We start from the raw sequence: 16,097 nt of genomic DNA, 5'->3' as shown, positions 1-16,097 counted from the left end.
GCGCCGCCCATGCCGGGCATCTTCTTGCCGGGGATGATCCAGTTGGACAGGGAGCCCTCCTCGTCCACTTCCAGGCCGCCCAGGATGGTGGCGTTGACGTGGCCGCCGCGGATGAAGCCGAAGGAGGTGGCGGAGTCGATGTAGCAGCCGAACACGTCGGCCTGGGCGGGAGAACCGCCGGCGTCGGTCTTGTAGCGGGGATCGGCCTGCTCGGGGGTGGGCTTGGGGCCGGTGCCGATGATGCCGTTCTCAGACTGGAGGATCACATGGACCCCCTCGGGCAGGAAAGCGGGAACCATAGTGGGCAGACCGATGCCCAGGTTGACCACGTCGCCGTCCTTCAGTTCCTTGGCGACACGCTTGGCAATAAAGGCCTTGATCTCAGACTTATCCATTACAGCTTCCCTCCATCCACGATGTAATTGACAAAGGCGCCGGAGGTGACCACGTTCTCAGGCTCAATGTCGCCAACCTCCACCAGGTGGTCGGCCTCAGCAATGACCACGTCGGCGGCGGTGGCCATCACGATGTTAAAGTTACGGGTGGTGCCCTTGTACCAGATGTTGCCAAACTTATCAATGGTGTGGCCGTTGACCAGGGCGAAGTCGGCACGCAGGGGCTGCATCAGCAGATACTCCTTGCCGTTGATGGTCTGCTTGCCCAGGCACAGAGGGGAGTCCTCCACGATGGTGCCCACGCCGGTGGGGGTGAGGACGCCGCCCAGACCGGCGCCGCCGGCCCGGATCATCTCGGCCAGAGAGCCCTGGGGAACCAGGTCCACCTGCAGGGTCTTCTCCACCATGCCCTGGGTGCCCACGTCGGGGGTCATGCCCACATGGGTGGCAATGACGCGCTTGACCTGGTGGTTATGCACCAGCTTGGCCACACCGTAGAACTCCTCGCCCTGAGGACCCACGGCCATGCCGCAGTCGTTGCCGATGATGGTCAGATCCTTGGTGCCCTTCTTGCACAGGGCCTCAATGATATGATGGGCGCTGCCGCAGCCCAGGAAGCCGCCATACATGATGGTAGCCCCGTCGGGGATCATGTTTACGGCTTCCTCAACGGAAATTACCTTATTGCGCACAATGTTACCCTCCTAAATATAGAATCAGGATGCCGGGGCAAACTACCCCGGTGCAGTGGATCAGCACTTCTCGAAGATGGTGGCGACGCCCATGCCGCCGCCGATGCACAGGGTGGCCAGGCCCTTCTTGGCCTCGGGCCGCTTGGCCATCTCATGCAGCAGGGTGACGATGATACGGGCGCCGGAAGCACCCACGGGGTGGCCGATGGAGATGGCGCCGCCGTTGACGTTGACCTTGCTCATGTCGAAGCCCAGCTCACGGGCCACGGCGATGGACTGAGCGGCAAAGGCCTCGTTGGCCTCCACCAGGTCGATGTCCTCGATCTTCAGGCCGGCCTTGGCCATGGCCTGACGGGAAGCGGGCACGGGGCCCACGCCCATGATCTTGGGATCCACGCCGCCCTGGCCCCAGGAGACCAGCTTGGCCATGGGCTTCAGGCCATACTTCTCAACAGCCTCACCGGAAGCCAGCACAATGGCGGCGGCGCCGTCGTTGATGCCGGAGGCGTTGGCGGCGGTGACGCGCTGGACGTGCTGCTTGGCGTCGTCAGCGTGGACCTGGGTCACGTCGAAGGTGTGGACGATCTCGTCCTCCACGCCCTCGGGACCGGCGGGGAAGGCGCCGCGCAGCTTGGAGACGGACTCCATGGTCACGCCGGCCTTGGGGAACTCGTCCACCTTGAACTCCACCATTTCCTTCTTCTTCTTGACCATGACGGGCACGATCTCGTCGGCGAACTTGCCGGCGGCCTGAGCGGCCTCGGTCTTGTTCTGGGAGGACACGGCGAAGGCGTCCATCTCCTCGCGGGTGATGCCCCACACGTCGGCGATGTTCTCAGCGGTGGTGCCCATGTGATAGTTGTTGTAAGCGTCCCACAGGCCGTCCTTGATCATGGTGTCCACGACCTTCTTGTCGCCCATGCGGGCGCCCCAACGCTCGGCGGGGAGCGCATAGGGAGCGGCGGACATGTTCTCGGTGCCGCCGGCCACGATGACGTCGGCGTCGCCGGAGAGGATGGCGCGGGCGCCCTCGATGACGCTCTTCATGCCGGAGCCGCACACCATACCCACAGTATAGGCGGGAACGGAGTAGGGCAGGCCGGCCTTTACACCCACCTGGCGGGCGGGATTCTGACCCTGGGCGGCGGTAAGGATGCAGCCGAACATCAGCTCGTCCACCTGCTCGGGCTTCAATCCGGCGCGGTTGAGGGCCTCTTTGACTACGACAGCGCCCAGGTCGGTGGCAGGGGTGTCCTTCAGGCTTCCGCCGAAGGAGCCAACAGCGGTACGACAACAGTTGACTACGTAGACTTCTCTCATTGTGAATGACCTCCAAATGATTTGGTTTTCTCCCCTAATAAACCCTTCGTTTCATTATACATCCGGTATTTCTAAAAATCAACTGTGGAAAGTGTGGAAGCGGGTGGAAGGGAAGCGCACCCATTTTGTACCACAGCCCCAATGACGGTATGGGGTTGCGGGAGCGGGAGGAGGGGATTATAATAAGAAAAAAGACGGTCCGCCTGTAGGGCGGAGAGAGGAGGGGATCACGTTGCGGGAAGAACGATGGAGCGCGTATCTTGACTGTGTGGGAGAACTGCTGTCCACGCCCCAGGTGCAGGCCATGAAGCACATCCGCCACCATCCGGGGGTGTCCTGTTTTGAACACAGCCTGTTCGTATCCTATGTGGCCTTCTGCCTGGCGGAGAAGTGGCGGGGAGACCCCCGGGCTGCGGCACGGGCGGGGCTGCTCCACGACCTTTACCTGCATGATCCCAAATGTATGCCCTCCTACAAGCAGTGCTTTGCCCACCCTGTGGCCGCCCTGCGCAATGCGCGGGTCCTGTGCGGCAGCCTGAGCAGGGAAGAGGAAAACGGCATTCTGGCCCACATGTGGCCCCTGTCCAGCCGGGCGCCCCGCAGCCGGGTGGCGGCGGCGGTCTGCCTGGCGGACAAACTGTGCGCCACGGCGGAGGTGTTGGGGCTGTGGCGGCGCTCCGCCCTCTGCCGCACCGCCTGCCGGCCCGCCCCCGCCTTCGGTGGAAACGCGGTAAAGAACGGGTAAAGAGCGGGACGGGATTGTGCAAGGGTGCCAAGTTGTAAAAAAAGCGGCCTTTTTTTCAAAATGCCGGTGCATTTTCCCGGCCGCTTTGCTATAATGGGCGTAGATGAAAGGCGATCTTAAGCAAAAGCGATGCGGAACCGGCATACATCTTCCAGAAAGAGGAAGATTGCCGGTTCTATGACGCAGGAGATAAGAAACACAAAATATGTGAGAGGATGTTTGAAAAATGATCGCACACGGTAAGGACATCAAGATCTTTTCCGGCACTTCCAACCGCCCGCTGGCCGAGGCCATCTGCAAGGAGATGGGCATGGAGCTGGGCAACGCCGAGGTGGGCGCCTTCTCCGACGGAGAAAATTTTGTCTCCATCTATGAGACCGTCCGCGGCTCCGACGTGTTTGTGGTCCAGTCCACCAGCTCCCCGGTCAACGACAACCTGATGGAACTGCTCATTATGATCGATGCCCTGAAGCGGGCCTCCGCCGGACGCATCACCGCCGTTATGCCCTACTTCGGCTACGCCCGTCAGGACCGCAAGACCAAGCCCCGCGATCCCATTTCCGCCAAGCTGGTGGCTAACCTGATTACCCGGGCCGGCGCCGACCGGGTGCTGACGATGGATCTGCACGCCAACCAGATCCAGGGCTTTTTCGACATCCCTGTGGACAACCTGCTGGGCAACCCCATCTTTACCAACTACCTCCACGACCGCTTCAACGGCAAGGAGGACGAGATGATCGTGGTCTCCCCCGACGTGGGTTCCGTGGCCCGGGCCCGGGCCTTCGCCCAGAAACTGGGCATGGGTCTGGCCATCGTGGATAAGCGCCGCCAGAAGGCCAATTCCTCCGAGGTCATGAACATCATCGGCGACGTCCGGGGCAAGAAGGTCATCCTCTTTGACGACATGGTGGACACCGCCGGTTCCCTGTGCGGCGCGGCTCAGGCCCTGGTGGAGCTGGGCGGCGCGGTGGACGTCATCGCCTGCGCCAGCCACGGCGTACTCTCCGGCCCCGCTGTGGAGCGCATTGAGAAGAGCGTCATCAAGGAGCTGTACTTCCTGGATACCGTACCCCCCAAGCAGGGCGTGAACTGCGACAAGATCAAGTATCTGTCCGTGGCCCACATGTTTGCAGAGGCCATCGAGCGCATCTATGAAGAGGTGTCCGTCTCCAAGCTGTTTGTGTAAGAAAAAAGATACCGGATAAAGGCGGGGGCGTACCCCCGCCTTTGCCCGTCTTAAGGAGTTACTATGTTTTTTGGCAGAACGAAGAGCGCCGGCGTGACGTGGCTGGTGGTGGGCCTGGGCAACCCCGGCGACAAGTATGAGAATACCCGGCACAACGTGGGCTTTCTCACCATCGACCACATCGCCGAGCAGCTGCGGGTGCCGGTGCAGAAGCTGAAGTACCGGGCCCTCACCAACACGGTGGAACTGGGGGGCGCCAAGGTGCTGCTCATGAAGCCGGTGACCTATATGAACCTGTCCGGCGAGGCGGTGGGGGAGGCCGCCCGGTTCTATAAGATCCCGCCCGAGCATGTACTGGTCATATCCGACGACGTATCCCTCCCCCTGGGCAAGCTGCGCATCCGCAAGGGCGGCTCCGCCGGCGGCCACAACGGCCTGAAAAACATCATCCAGCACCTGGGCAGCGATCAGTTTCCCCGGGTGAAGATCGGCGTGGGGGAGAAGCCCCATCCCGACTACGATATGGCCGACTGGGTGCTGTCCAAGTTTGTGGGGGAGGACCTGAAAGCCATTACCGCCGCCATCGAGAAGGCGGCCAAGGCGGTGGAGTGCCTCATCGCGGAAGGGCCCGACAAGGCCATGAACAAGTTCAACGGCTGAGGGAAATATGATTACTTTTCGTAAAATTGATCAAAGCAATTACATGGATTGCATCTGCCTGAAGGTAAGAGACGACCAGACCGGCTTTGTGGCGGATAATGCCCGCTCTTTGGTGGAGGCCCGGTTTGAAGAGGGCCTGTACACCAGGGCCGTCTATTCTGATGACACTATGGTGGGCTTTGTTCTGTTTGATTATGACCCCGAAATTCCGGGCTGGTGCATGAGCCGGTTTATGATCGGCGCACAGTATCAGGGGCAAGGACTGGGCAAAGAGGCAGTGCTCCGCTTCCTGGACTTTATGAGAGAAGAGAGGAAGGTGGGGGAGCTCTATCTTCATGTGGAATTGGAAAATACGGCGGCCTATCAGCTGTACGAAAAGCTGGGCTTTCAAACCGTGGGAGAGATTCAGTATACCTTTGACGGAACCACCTACCGGGAGTGGCGCATGATGCGCCGGCTGTGAACCTGTGGGCCGCTGTTGCCGAATCGTAACTTGCAATTCCCCACGGGAATGCTACGATAGGAGGAGCGGGCGCGCCCGCTCCTTTTTTACAGGGGCGCGCCGCAGCGGAGGAGGTGACCCCTGTGGCGGGACGCAAGCTGTTTTGTCAATACGGGCCGGTGTGCTACCGGCTCTCCCTGTGGAAGGAAGGGGGGCGCAAGGCCCTGGCCGACCGGCGGGCGGGGCTGCGCTGGGCGGCCCGGCGCCAGCAGGAGGAGCTGCCTGTCATCCACAAGGGACACCGCTCCCCGGTACTCCGGCGTTTGAGCGGAGTGGATATGGACCTGCAGCACAGCAAGCGGGCCAATCTGGCCCTGGCCGCTCCCTGTATCGACGGGGTGGTGGTGGCGCCGGGGGAGAGCTTCTCCTTCTGGCGTCTGGTGGGCAGGCCAACGGCCCGCAAGGGCTACCAGGACGGGCTCACCATCGCCAGCGGGAACCTGGGCCGGTCGGTGGGAGGCGGGCTGTGCCAGCTGGCCAACCTGATCCACTACCTGGTGCTGCACAGCCCCCTGACGGTCACCGAGCTGCACCACCATTCGGACGCCCTTTTTCCTGACGACCGCCGCCGGGTGCCCTTCGGCACCGGCACCTCCATCTTCTACCCCCATGTGGACTACCGCTTCCGCAACGACACCGACCAGCCGGTCCAGCTGCGGGTGTGGCTGGACGGGGACGACCTGTGCGGCGAGCTGCGTGGGACGGCCCCCTTCCCCCTGCGCTACCGGCTGCGGGAGGAGGGGAGCGGCTATGTCCGGGAGGGCGAGGCATACTACCGGGTGAGCCAGGTCTACCGCATGGCATACGACCGGGCCACCGGTGTGGAAGTAAGCCGGGAACTGCTGCTGGACAACCACTCCAAGGTGCTTTTTGACCCCGCCCTTATCCCGGCGGATCAGATATTGGAGCGGTGAAGGGAGAGGGCTATGCTGCTGGAACGAATCAAAGCCCACAGCGCGTCCCTGGGGGACCGACCCGCCCTGACGGCGGGGGAAGAAGTGGTCCGCTGGGGCGAGCTGTGGCCCATGGCCCAGGGCCTGGCGGCCAAACTGCGGGCGGAGGGGACCGGCCCGGTGGCCCTGATTGGGGATCCGGGGGAGGTCTGGGCGCCGGTGGCCTTTGTGGCCTGCCTGCTGGCGGGGCGGCCCTACCTGCCCCTGGACCCCCAGCTGCCCCCGGCGGGACAGCGGGAGCTGCTGGAGCAGGCGGGGGCCCTCCTGCTGGACCGGCGGACGGCGGAGGAGGGATTTGCCTCCGGGCTGTCCTGCCCGCTCCCTGACGACCCTGGCCGCATTGCCTACCAGATCTTCACCTCGGGCAGCACCGGAAAGCCCAAGCTGGTGGAGGTGAGCCTGGGCAACCTGGAACACTTCCTCCGGTGGGCTTCCGCCCTGCCGGAGATCGCTCCCGTCCTGGGTGGGACGGCGGTGGGGCAGGCCGCCTGGTCCTTCGATCTGTCGGTGGCCGACCTCTACCTGTCCCTGCTGGGAGGGGGCACCCATGTGGCCCTCACCAGAGGGGAGAAGGGGGACTTTGCCGTCCTCTTCCGCCGGCTGGCGGCCAGCGACGTGTCCCTGCTGGTGGCCACCCCCTCCTTTCTGCGCCTGTGCCTGACGGAGCCCTCCTTCGGCCCCGCCCGGCTGCCCCGGCTGCGGACGGTCTTTTCCTGCGGGGAGGTATTGCCCCCCGCCGCCGCCCGGCGGCTGCTGGACCGGTTCCCCGGCGCGGCGCTGCTCAACGCCTACGGCCCCACCGAGGCCACCTGCGCCGTGTGCGCCGTCCCTATTTCCCGGGAGATGTGCGGTGGGCCTTTGCCCATCGGCACAGTTGGGGAGGGAGCTGTGGACATCTCCCTGGAGGAGGGGGAGATCATCCTCACCGGAGCCAGTGTTTCCCCCCGGTTTGGGGGCAAATATGCCACAGGGGACCTGGGTTATGTGGAAAACGGCCTGCTCTACTGGGCGGGACGGCGGGATTTGCAGCTGAAGTACAAGGGATACCGGCTGGAACCCGCCCGCATCGAGGGGGCGCTGGAGGCCCTGCCAGGGGTGGAGCGGGCGGCAGTGATCCCCCGGCGGGACGGGGCGGGGCAGGTAAAGGGCCTCACCGCCTTCGTGGAGGGGGCTGGGCTGGAGCCGGAGAAGCTGGCTCAGGCCCTGGCGGATTTGCTGCCCCCCAGTCACATCCCCGGCCAGTGGCGGCTGCTGGACCGGCTGCCCCTCACCCCCAACGGAAAATGTGACCGGAAACGGCTGGAGGAGATGCTATAATGGTGGAAGAGGATGTGATCCGGGAACTGCTGGTGCAGGTCTGCGGTACCCAGGCGGCCCTCCGCCCCGGCGCCGACCTGCTGGAGGAGGGCATTTTGGACTCCCTGGCCCTCATTGACCTGCTGGAGGGGTTGGAGGATCTGGGCATCTGCATCCAGCCCACCCGGGTCCCCAGGGATGCCTTCCGCACGGTGGAGGGCATCCTGGCCCTCTGCCGGCAGGCGGCAGAGGAGGCCGCCCCATAGGGCTGGCCCCGGCGACGGGGATCAGTACGCCCATAACTTCCAAATCTTTCTAAACCTTGAGGTGAACCATGAAACAACTGCTTTCCGCCCTCAATGACATACCGGAATACCGCGCTCTGGCGGCGGCCATTGACAACGGGGCCTGTCCCGTGGCCTTCTCCGGGCTGTCGGCGGTCCACCGGGCCCACTTTGCCGCCGGGCTCCATCGGCAGCTGGAGCGGCCGGTGGCGGTGGTGTGCGCCGACGAGGGGGAGGCCCAGCGGATGGAGCGGGATCTGGCCGCCCTTTCCGGGGAAAAGGTGGCGGTTCTGACTGCCCGGGAGTTTACCTTCCACAATGCCGCCGTAGTCTCCCGCCAGTACGAGCATCGGCGGCTGTCTGTCCTGCGGGCGCTGGCGGCGGGGGAGTGCCCTCTGCTGGTGTGTACGGTGGAGGCCCTGCTCCAGCGCACCATTCCCAAGGCCCTGCTCACCCAGGCGGCCCAGGTGGTGCGGATGGGGGAGGCCCACGACCTGAGCGAGCTGACCGAGACCCTGTCTGCCGCCGGATATGCCCGGTGCCAGCAGGTGGAGGGGGTGGGGCAGTTCGCCCTGCGGGGCGGCATCCTGGACTTTTTCTCCCCCGCCCATCCCAAGCCGGTGCGGGTGGAATTCTTTGGGGACGAGATCGACGCCATGGGCTATTTTGACCCGGACAGCCAGCGGCGGATTGAAAATATCTCCGAGGCGGAGATCCTGCCTGCCGCCGAGGTACTGCCCCAGTTTGCCCCCGGCGGGTGGGGCGGCCTGCTGGAGGGGCTGGACAAGCTCATTTCCCGGGCAAAGAAGCGCAAGGGGGCCCAGGCCCTGGTTCAGACTCTGGAGGAGGACCGGGAGCGGCTGGCCGCCGGCGCCTCCTTCCCGGCCATGGACCGGTATGTAAGTCTCATCTACCCCCAGATGGCCACGGCGGCGGACTACCTGCCGGAGGACGCTGTGGTGATTTTCAGCGAGAGCGGCCGGGTGGCCGAGCGGGGGAAGCACTACCTGTGGCAGCTGGGGGAGGACGCCAAGACCCTGATGGAGCGTGGAGAACTGGCGGGGGAGCTGGCCGAATTCGCCCGTACCCCCGAGGAGCTGTGGCAGGTGCTGGAGGAGTGGCCGGTGTGCTACCTGGATTCCTTTGCCGCCTCCGCCTATCCCAGCCGGCCCCGTACCCTCCTCAACCTGCTGGCCAAGCAGCTGCCCTCCTACGGGGCCAGCCTGGAGACCGCCGTCTCCGATCTGGCCCACTATGTGTCCGAGGGTTTCCGCACCGTGGTGCTGGTGAGCAGCGAGGGGCGGGCCCTCAACCTCCAGACCCTGCTGCGGGAGCAGAAGATGACCACCGCCGTGGACTTTCAGCTCCACAATCTGCCGGACTACGGCAAGGCGGTCATTGCCGTGGGCGGCATCTCCGCCGGCATGGAGTACCCGGTGGGGCGGCTGGCAGTACTGACCGAGGGCCAGTCCGCCCTGGGCAAAAAGCGCCGGAGCAAGCCGGTCACCAACCGGCAGAAGCTGAAATCCTATGCCGACCTGGCCCCGGGGGACCTGGTGGTACACCAGCATCACGGGATCGGCCGGTTTGTGGAGATGACCAAGAAAGTGGTGGACGGTGTTGAGAAGGACTATGTCAAGATCGCCTACGCCGGCACCGACCTTTTGTACGTCCCCGCCACCCAGCTGGATCTGGTGAGCAAATACATCGGCGGCGGCGAGGACGCCAACGAGAAACGGAAGCTGTCCCGGCTGGGGGGCGGCGACTGGGAGCGGGCCAAGTCCAAGGCCAAAAAGGCGGTGAAGGACCTGGCTAAGGGCTTGATCCAGCTGTACGCCCAGCGGCAGCGGCAGCCCGGCTTCGCCTTCTCCCCGGACTCCGAGTGGATGCGGGAATTTGAGGAGCAGTTTGAATATGCCGAGACCGACGACCAGCTGCGGTGCATCGCCGAGGTCAAGCGGGACATGGAGACCGCCCGGCCAATGGATCGGCTGCTCTGCGGCGACGTGGGCTACGGCAAGACCGAGGTGGCCTTCCGGGCGGTGATGAAGTGCGTGCTGGATGGCAAGCAGGCCGCCATCCTGGTGCCTACCACCGTGCTGGCCCGGCAGCACTACCTGTCCGCCAAGCAGCGGTTTGCCAAGTATCCGGTGGAGATCGACGTGGTGAGCCGATTCCGCACCGCCGCCCAGATGAAGGAGACCCTCCGGCGTCTGGAGGCGGGGCAGATCGACCTTCTGATCGGCACCCACCGGCTGTTCCAGAAGGACGTGCGCTTCAAGGATCTGGGGCTGCTGGTCATCGACGAGGAGCAGCGGTTCGGCGTGCAGCACAAGGAGCGGCTCAAGGAACTGTCCCAGCAGGTGGACGTGCTTACCCTCTCCGCCACCCCCATACCCCGCACATTGAACATGGCCCTCTCCGGCATCCGGGACATGTCCACCCTGGAGGAGCCGCCCCTGGACCGCCAGCCAGTGCAGACCTATGTGCTGGAACACGACTGGGGCGTGCTGATGGACGCGGTGCGCCGTGAACTGGAAAGAGGGGGGCAAGTATATTACCTTCACAACCGGGTGGACACCATCACCCGTACCGCCGGACGCATCAAGGAGATGCTGGGGGAGGACGTGGAGGTGGCGGTGGCCCACGGCAAGATGAGCCAGGAGGAACTGGGCGAGGTCATGAAGCGCATGAGCGAGGGGGATGTGGATGTACTGGTATGCACCACCATCATTGAGACCGGCATCGACATTGCCAACGTGAACACCCTCATCATTGAGGACGCCGACAAAATGGGCCTGGCCCAACTCCACCAGATCAGAGGGCGGGTAGGCCGGTCCACCCGCCGGGCCTACGCCTATCTGACCTACCGGCAGGGCAAGGTGCTGACCGAGGTGGCCTCCAAGCGGCTGGGGGCCATCCGGGAGTTTGCCGAGTTCGGCTCCGGCTTCAAGATCGCCATGCGGGACTTGGAGATCCGGGGGGCGGGCAATGTGCTGGGGCCGGAGCAGAGCGGATTTATGCTCAGCGTGGGCTACGACATGTATCTGCGGCTGCTGGAGGAGGCGGTGCTGGAGGAGCGGGGGGAACCCATCCCCAAGCGGACCGAGTGCGCCGCCGACCTCAGTGTGGCGGCCTCCATCCCCGACCGGTACGTCCCCTCCCCGGAGGAGCGGATGGACCTGTACCGGCGGATCGCCGCTATCCGCAGCGAGGCCGACGCCGACGACGTGACCGACGAGCTGATCGACCGTTACGGCGACCCGCCCCGGACGGTGAACAACCTGATCTCGGTGGCCCTGCTCCGCTCCGACGCCGCACAGAACGGCGTCACCCAGATCAAGCAGCAGGGGAACGGCCTGCAATTCTATCTGGACGGGTTCGATCTCCAGCGGGTGAGCGCCCTGTGCGCCCTGGAGTACTACAAGGGGCGGCTGCTCTTCTCCGCCGGGGAGAAGCCCTACCTGGCCCTGCGGCTCAAGCAGGGAGAGGACCCGCTGAAGTGGGGCCGCAAGGTGATGGAGGATTACAGCAAGACCGGGGCGTAAGGCCCGGCGGATCGACAGCAAACAATATAGCAGGGGCCCGGCGCATTGCGCCGGGCCCCTGCTGCATTGGGAAAGAAAGATGGTAGGGAAATCAGAAGCCGATGATGTTGAGGTAGACGTCCACAGTGCCGTGAACCAGCCGGGTATCGCCGTTTTCATCGTCGTAGAACCAGAAATTCTCCTCCATAGGGAAGTCCGGGTTGGAGGAACCGGCAGTGGCGTATACCGGGATGGAGATCTTCACCCAGCCGTCGGTGGCCTGGGTAAAGGCGCCGGTCAGATACTTGTCGGCCCAGCGGTAGCCGTCCTCATTCTCCTGGACCTCATAGTCCAGAGACAGGCCGTACTCCGCCAGGGCGTCCAGGGCCGCCTGGGTGCCGATGGGGGAGGCGCCGGGGATCTCCTGGTCGGCAGTCAGGTCGTCGGCGGTGTAGAAGATGCCGTCATAGAAGGAGTTGATGCCGGCCCGGTCCACGGTGTCGCCCACCTTGCCCCACAGGATGATGGGGGCCACCGCAAACTCATCGGGGGCCACGAACTGGAAGTGGAGGGTGCGGGTGACGGGGTCACCCTTCCTGGGGGTGACGGTAAAGGTCACGTTGGTCTCACCGGCGGCCTGGCACTCACCCTCCAGGTGGTCGTCCACCAGGGTGATGCCGTCAGGCAGCTGGCCCTCCACCAGCTTGACGGTAAAGCTGCTGTTCTGCTGCTCCTCGGGCAGCCACCAGCGGAACTCATAGCCCACGCCGTTATACCACAGCGCCTCCTCGCCGTTCTCATCGATGTAGGGCTCGGGCTCCACGGAGAGTACATAGTCCACCTTGTCGGGATCATAGGGGGGCTTCACCGACTGGATGACGGCGGTCTGGGTGTCGGCGTCATAGCTGACGTCCTTGCCAAAGGCCTCACTGATGGCACGGATGGGCACATAGGTGGTGCCGTTGTAGGCAAACACGTCCACTTCCTTGCCGTTGACGTCGGTGGGTACAAAGGCCTCGCCGTCGATGGACAGCTTCATGCCCGGGTTGACGGCGATGTTGATCAGGTTGCCGGCGGCCAGGGCGGCGGTGCCGGTGCCCAGCACCAGGGCCAGGGCCAGGGCTGCAATGCGGGTCTTTTTCTTCATAGGGACACTTCCTTTCGTGAACTGCGGGTTTTGCAAGCTGAAACCAGCATACCACAGTACTGTAAGAAAGTGGTGTGCGCCGATGCACACTTGTGTCGAAACCGGCATCAAGCCCTAGCCCAACAGACTTACCCGGCCGGGGCAGGCCGCCTCGGCCTGTTCCACCAGGTTCTGAGGTACCAGGATGCGTAAATAAGGCGACCCTGCCGACAGGACGGAAAAGTCCACCTGCCGGGTGGAGCCGGTAAAGCAGAAGGTTTCCAGCAGATCGGCCTGGAGCAGGGGGGACAGGTCGGCCACGTTGGAGGCAAACAGCCCCAGGTTGCGCAGCCGGGGCAGGTCTCCCGCGCCTTCCAGGGAGTTCTGTCCGGCGTGGAGCCGCAGATCCGCCACCTGGCAGCCCGCCAGGATGGAAAGATCCTCACAGGGCAGCAGTCCCACGTTGAGGATGGGCAGCTGAACACGCTCCACCAGAGCGGCCACCGCCTCCTCCGGCGGCCCCCACAGACAGACCTCCTCCAGCAGCGGCAGCTGGGTCAGCACAGACCAGTCCCCGTCGGATACCGACCGGCCGCCCAGGGACAGGCGGGCCAGAGGCAGCCCGGCCAGAGGTGCCAGACTGTCCAGCGGGGTGAGCCGGTCGTCCCCCGCCCCGTCCAGATTCAGGTTGCGCAGCATGGTCAGCCCCGCCAGCGGGGTGAGGTCGGAAGGGGTGTTGCCCCCCAGCCACAGGGTGGTCAGGCCGGTGAGGGAGGAGAGGGGGGACAGGTCCTCAATGGAGTTGTCGCACAGCACCAGGGTGGTGAGGGGCAGCCCCTCCAGGGGAGACAGGTCGGTGATCTGCTGCCGGCACAGCCACACCTCCTCCAGGTTGGGCATACTGGCCAGCAGGGACAGGTCGGACACATCCCCCCGGGAAGTATCGCCGGTCATATCATTCATATAATAGGAATAGGACGAGGGGTCCTCCAGCACCTCATTGCCCACCAGGGCCAGCCGCTCCACCTGCTCCAGGTCGCCGTAGGTGATCTTCCCCAGGGGCCGGTCCAGCGCCTCCCGCACCGCCAGCTCCAGGCAATGGGAGGGGAACTCCACCGTTCGGGCGGACTGGGCCTGGGGCAGCACTACCCCGATGACAAGGCCGATCCCTGCGGCAGCAGCCAGCGCGCACACCGCAGCCCCGCGGCGCAGGGTGCGGGCCCGGCCCGCCCGTCCGCTGAGGGCGTCTTGTAACGCTGGGGCGGAGGGATAGCGGTCGTCGGGGGAGAAGGCGGTGCATTTGCGCAGAATGGTTTTCAGCTGAGGAGATACAGCAACCTCCGTCAGGCTGTCCCGGTCGTAGGAGCCGGTGAGGGTCCAGATCAGCGTGGCTCCCAGGGCGTACAGGTCGGCCCGCTGATCGGTCTGGGTAAAGCCGTACTGCTCGGGGGCGGCGGTGACCGAGCTGCCCATAATGCGGGTATCGCTGTCCTGATGGGGTTTGTATTGCCGGGCGATGCCGAAGTCAATGAGTCCCACCTCTCCGTCAGGCCCTATGATAATGTTGTCCGGCTTGATGTCCCGGTGGATGATGGGCGGGTCCATCCGGTGGAGCCGCTCCAGCAGCGCGGCCATCTTTCCCCCCAGCTGCCGGCAGGCCTCCTCGCCCAAGGGGCCCTGCCGCTCGATCCGGCGGGTAAGGGACTCCCCGGGCAGATAGCTGCGTACCAGATAGGCTGTGTCCCCCTGCCGGAAACAGTCGGCCCCCAGGGGTACATGGCCCGCCAGGGCGGGGTAGAGCTGGGCCAGCAGCCGGAACTCCTCCTCCAGATCCTCCCCGTCCGCCTGGGCGATTTTTAGGATGTAGGGGGCGTCGTCGCACCGGCGGCGGAGGAGCCACACGCTGCGGCCCTGCCGCTCCGCCAGGCAGGCCTCCGGCCGGTAGACCAGAGCAATGCGGTCAGGCAGTTCCAGGCTGTCCACCACCTGCTTGTAGTCCTGACAAAAATCCTCGGTGCGGCTCACAGAAGCCCCCCTTCTCCCAGAGAGAGGAGCAGATCGTCGGTCTCCTCCAGGGTCAGGTGGTGAGTCAGGCCGTAGAAGACCGCCGCGTCGAACCGGCTGCGGGGGTAGAGGATGGCCCTGCCGCAGCGGGTGAGCAGCTTCTGGGTCTCCTCCTCCCCCAGGCCCAGGGCCAGGGCCAGCCGCAGCAGAAAGGTGCGGGTGGGGGGCCGGGTGCCGTTAAAAAGCTGGTAACCGTAGGACCGCTCCAGATAGCAGGCCCGTATGGCGTCCTTTACCAGCCAGCCCCGCCTCTCCAGCAGGCCGTATAAGTAAAAAGTATAGTCCGGCGGGGTAAAGGCGCCCCCGGAGAGCAGAGCGGGATCGGGGGAGGAGCGAATCGCGTTTCGCAGTTCGTCCGTGGTGCGCATAGGCCCCCTCCTTTCTGGAAAAACTGGGATGATCCGGCGCTACAATTTTATCTCATTATATCGCCTTTGTGGTGTAATAAAAAGAGTTTATCACAATTCTGCGGCCGAGCGGTGTGCAAAATTGCACGCTCAGAACCTTACGGCGGGCATGGAAGCAGGTCGGGGCGATTTGTTCACAAATTCCTCTTTTTTCTTGCGCGGGCTTATGTTATACTAGGAAACTGAATCAATGTCATCAGCCGCGCCCCGCGCGGTGGAGATCAGAAAGGTGAATCAGACGCATGGGACTGTTGAAAAAGCTGTTCGGCACCAGCTCCGCCAAGGAGCTGAAGGCCATCAAACCCATCGTGGACAAGATTGAGGCCCTGGAAGAGGAGTACTCCAAGCTCACCGATGAGCAGCTCAAGGCCAAGACCCCTGAGTTTAAAGAACGGCTCCAGAACGGCGAGACCCTGGACGACATCCTGCCCGAGGCCTTTGCCGCCTGCCGGGAGGCTGCCTGGCGTGTACTGGGCATGAAGCCCTACCGGGTGCAGCTCATCGGCGGCATCATCCTGCACCAGGGCCGTATCGCCGAGATGAAGACCGGCGAAGGCAAGACCCTGGTGGCCACCCTGCCCGCCTACCTCAACGCCCTGGCCGGGGAGGGCGTCCACATCGTCACCGTCAACGACTACCTGGCCAAGCGTGACTCCGAGTGGATGGGCAAGGTCTACCGCTTTATGGGGCTCACCGTGGGTCTGGTGATCCACGACATCCAGCCCAAGGACCGCAAGGCCTCCTACGCCGCCGACATCACCTACGGCACCAACAACGAGTTCGGCTTCGACTACCTGCGGGACAATATGTGCATCTACGCCACCGAGATGGTGCAGCGGGGCCACGCCTTTGCCATCGTGGACGAGGTGGACTCCATCCTCATCGACGAGGCCCGTACCCCCCTCATCATCTCCGGCCAGGGGGACAAGTCCACCCAGCT

The 16,097-nt window shown here is 64.2% G+C and carries 14 protein-coding genes and 1 pseudogene; 9 read left to right on the top strand and 6 right to left on the bottom strand.

Features of this window, described 5'->3' with window-relative positions; genetic code table 11:
* The 3 genes from Q0K43_RS06480 to Q0K43_RS06470 form a co-directional block, all read right to left on the bottom strand.
* The coding region (locus Q0K43_RS06480) for a CoA-transferase (protein ID WP_297289747.1) at positions 1-395 on the bottom strand (395 nt) is incomplete at its 3' end.
* Complete coding sequence (locus Q0K43_RS06475; protein WP_297289746.1) at positions 395-1,087, bottom strand: CoA transferase subunit A; 693 nt, start codon at positions 1,085-1,087, stop codon at positions 395-397. The genes Q0K43_RS06475 and Q0K43_RS06480, both read right to left, overlap by 1 nt.
* Positions 1,088-1,147: 60 nt before the next feature.
* Positions 1,148-2,407, bottom strand: a complete 1,260-nt coding sequence (locus tag Q0K43_RS06470) for an acetyl-CoA C-acetyltransferase (RefSeq protein ID WP_297289745.1) — start codon at positions 2,405-2,407, stop codon at positions 1,148-1,150.
* Between the two features lie 232 nt (positions 2,408-2,639).
* On the opposite strand from Q0K43_RS06470, the gene Q0K43_RS06465 reads away from it, so the two are divergent.
* The 8 genes from Q0K43_RS06465 (at position 2,640) to mfd (ending at position 11,581) form a co-directional block, all read left to right on the top strand.
* The gene (locus tag Q0K43_RS06465) at positions 2,640-3,152 is read left to right on the top strand and encodes an HD domain-containing protein (protein WP_297289744.1); all 513 of its coding nucleotides are present in this window, start codon (positions 2,640-2,642) and stop codon (positions 3,150-3,152) included.
* Between the two features lie 226 nt (positions 3,153-3,378).
* Positions 3,379-4,338, top strand: a complete 960-nt coding sequence (locus tag Q0K43_RS06460; protein ID WP_297289743.1) for a ribose-phosphate pyrophosphokinase — start codon at positions 3,379-3,381, stop codon at positions 4,336-4,338.
* Positions 4,339-4,401: 63 nt separating this feature from the next.
* Entirely contained in the window at positions 4,402-4,998 is a 597-nt protein-coding gene (gene pth, locus Q0K43_RS06455) for an aminoacyl-tRNA hydrolase (RefSeq protein ID WP_297289742.1), read from the top strand.
* A 43-nt stretch (positions 4,999-5,041) separates the two neighbouring features.
* Positions 5,042-5,461, top strand: a complete 420-nt coding sequence (locus Q0K43_RS06450) for a GNAT family N-acetyltransferase (protein WP_242955304.1) — start codon at positions 5,042-5,044, stop codon at positions 5,459-5,461.
* 122 nt (positions 5,462-5,583) lie between these two features.
* Complete coding sequence (locus tag Q0K43_RS06445; protein ID WP_297289741.1) at positions 5,584-6,414, top strand: VanW family protein; 831 nt, start codon at positions 5,584-5,586, stop codon at positions 6,412-6,414.
* 12 nt (positions 6,415-6,426) lie between these two features.
* The gene (locus Q0K43_RS06440) at positions 6,427-7,770 is read left to right on the top strand and encodes an AMP-binding protein (protein ID WP_297289740.1); all 1,344 of its coding nucleotides are present in this window, start codon (positions 6,427-6,429) and stop codon (positions 7,768-7,770) included.
* On the top strand, positions 7,770-8,015 hold the full coding sequence (locus Q0K43_RS06435) for a phosphopantetheine-binding protein (protein WP_297289739.1): 246 nt from the start codon (positions 7,770-7,772) through the stop codon (positions 8,013-8,015). The genes Q0K43_RS06440 and Q0K43_RS06435 overlap by 1 nt, the downstream gene beginning before the upstream one ends.
* Positions 8,016-8,083: 68 nt before the next feature.
* Positions 8,084-11,581 (top strand): transcription-repair coupling factor, encoded by a 3,498-nt coding sequence (gene mfd / locus Q0K43_RS06430; protein ID WP_297289738.1) that lies wholly within the window; start codon positions 8,084-8,086, stop codon positions 11,579-11,581.
* A 91-nt stretch (positions 11,582-11,672) separates the two neighbouring features.
* On the opposite strand, the gene Q0K43_RS06425 is transcribed toward mfd, so the two are convergent.
* The 3 genes from Q0K43_RS06425 to Q0K43_RS06415 form a co-directional block, all read right to left on the bottom strand.
* Positions 11,673-12,707, bottom strand: a complete 1,035-nt coding sequence (locus tag Q0K43_RS06425; protein ID WP_297289737.1) for a stalk domain-containing protein — start codon at positions 12,705-12,707, stop codon at positions 11,673-11,675.
* 114 nt (positions 12,708-12,821) lie between these two features.
* On the bottom strand, positions 12,822-14,711 hold the full coding sequence (locus tag Q0K43_RS06420) for a serine/threonine protein kinase (RefSeq protein WP_297289736.1): 1,890 nt from the start codon (positions 14,709-14,711) through the stop codon (positions 12,822-12,824).
* Complete coding sequence (locus Q0K43_RS06415) at positions 14,708-15,118, bottom strand: hypothetical protein (RefSeq protein WP_297289735.1); 411 nt, start codon at positions 15,116-15,118, stop codon at positions 14,708-14,710. Before Q0K43_RS06415 ends, Q0K43_RS06420 begins: the two co-directional genes overlap by 4 nt.
* Positions 15,119-15,399: 281 nt before the next feature.
* On the opposite strand from Q0K43_RS06415, the pseudogene Q0K43_RS06410 reads away from it, so the two are divergent.
* Positions 15,400-16,097, top strand: a pseudogene (locus Q0K43_RS06410) (preprotein translocase subunit SecA); the annotation flags it as partial.

This window comes from uncultured Flavonifractor sp., assembly GCF_944383115.1.
GTDB lineage: Bacteria > Bacillota > Clostridia > Oscillospirales > Oscillospiraceae > Flavonifractor.
This window is presented reverse-complemented; position numbering and strand designations above follow the sequence as displayed.

What these genes read in the sequence shown, in the direction of transcription:
- Q0K43_RS06460 (WP_297289743.1), top strand. Translation starts at nt 3,379, where the DNA reads ATGATCGCACACGGTAAGGACATCAAGATCTTTTCCGGCACTTCCAAC.
- Q0K43_RS06425 (WP_297289737.1), bottom strand. Translation starts at nt 12,707, where the DNA reads ATGAAGAAAAAGACCCGCATTGCAGCCCTGGCCCTGGCCCTGGTGCTG.
- Q0K43_RS06450 (WP_242955304.1), top strand. Translation starts at nt 5,042, where the DNA reads ATGGATTGCATCTGCCTGAAGGTAAGAGACGACCAGACCGGCTTTGTG.
- Q0K43_RS06470 (WP_297289745.1), bottom strand. Translation starts at nt 2,407, where the DNA reads ATGAGAGAAGTCTACGTAGTCAACTGTTGTCGTACCGCTGTTGGCTCC.
- Q0K43_RS06415 (WP_297289735.1), bottom strand. Translation starts at nt 15,118, where the DNA reads ATGCGCACCACGGACGAACTGCGAAACGCGATTCGCTCCTCCCCCGAT.
- mfd (WP_297289738.1), top strand. Translation starts at nt 8,084, where the DNA reads ATGAAACAACTGCTTTCCGCCCTCAATGACATACCGGAATACCGCGCT.
- Q0K43_RS06435 (WP_297289739.1), top strand. Translation starts at nt 7,770, where the DNA reads ATGGTGGAAGAGGATGTGATCCGGGAACTGCTGGTGCAGGTCTGCGGT.
- Q0K43_RS06440 (WP_297289740.1), top strand. Translation starts at nt 6,427, where the DNA reads ATGCTGCTGGAACGAATCAAAGCCCACAGCGCGTCCCTGGGGGACCGA.
- pth (WP_297289742.1), top strand. Translation starts at nt 4,402, where the DNA reads ATGTTTTTTGGCAGAACGAAGAGCGCCGGCGTGACGTGGCTGGTGGTG.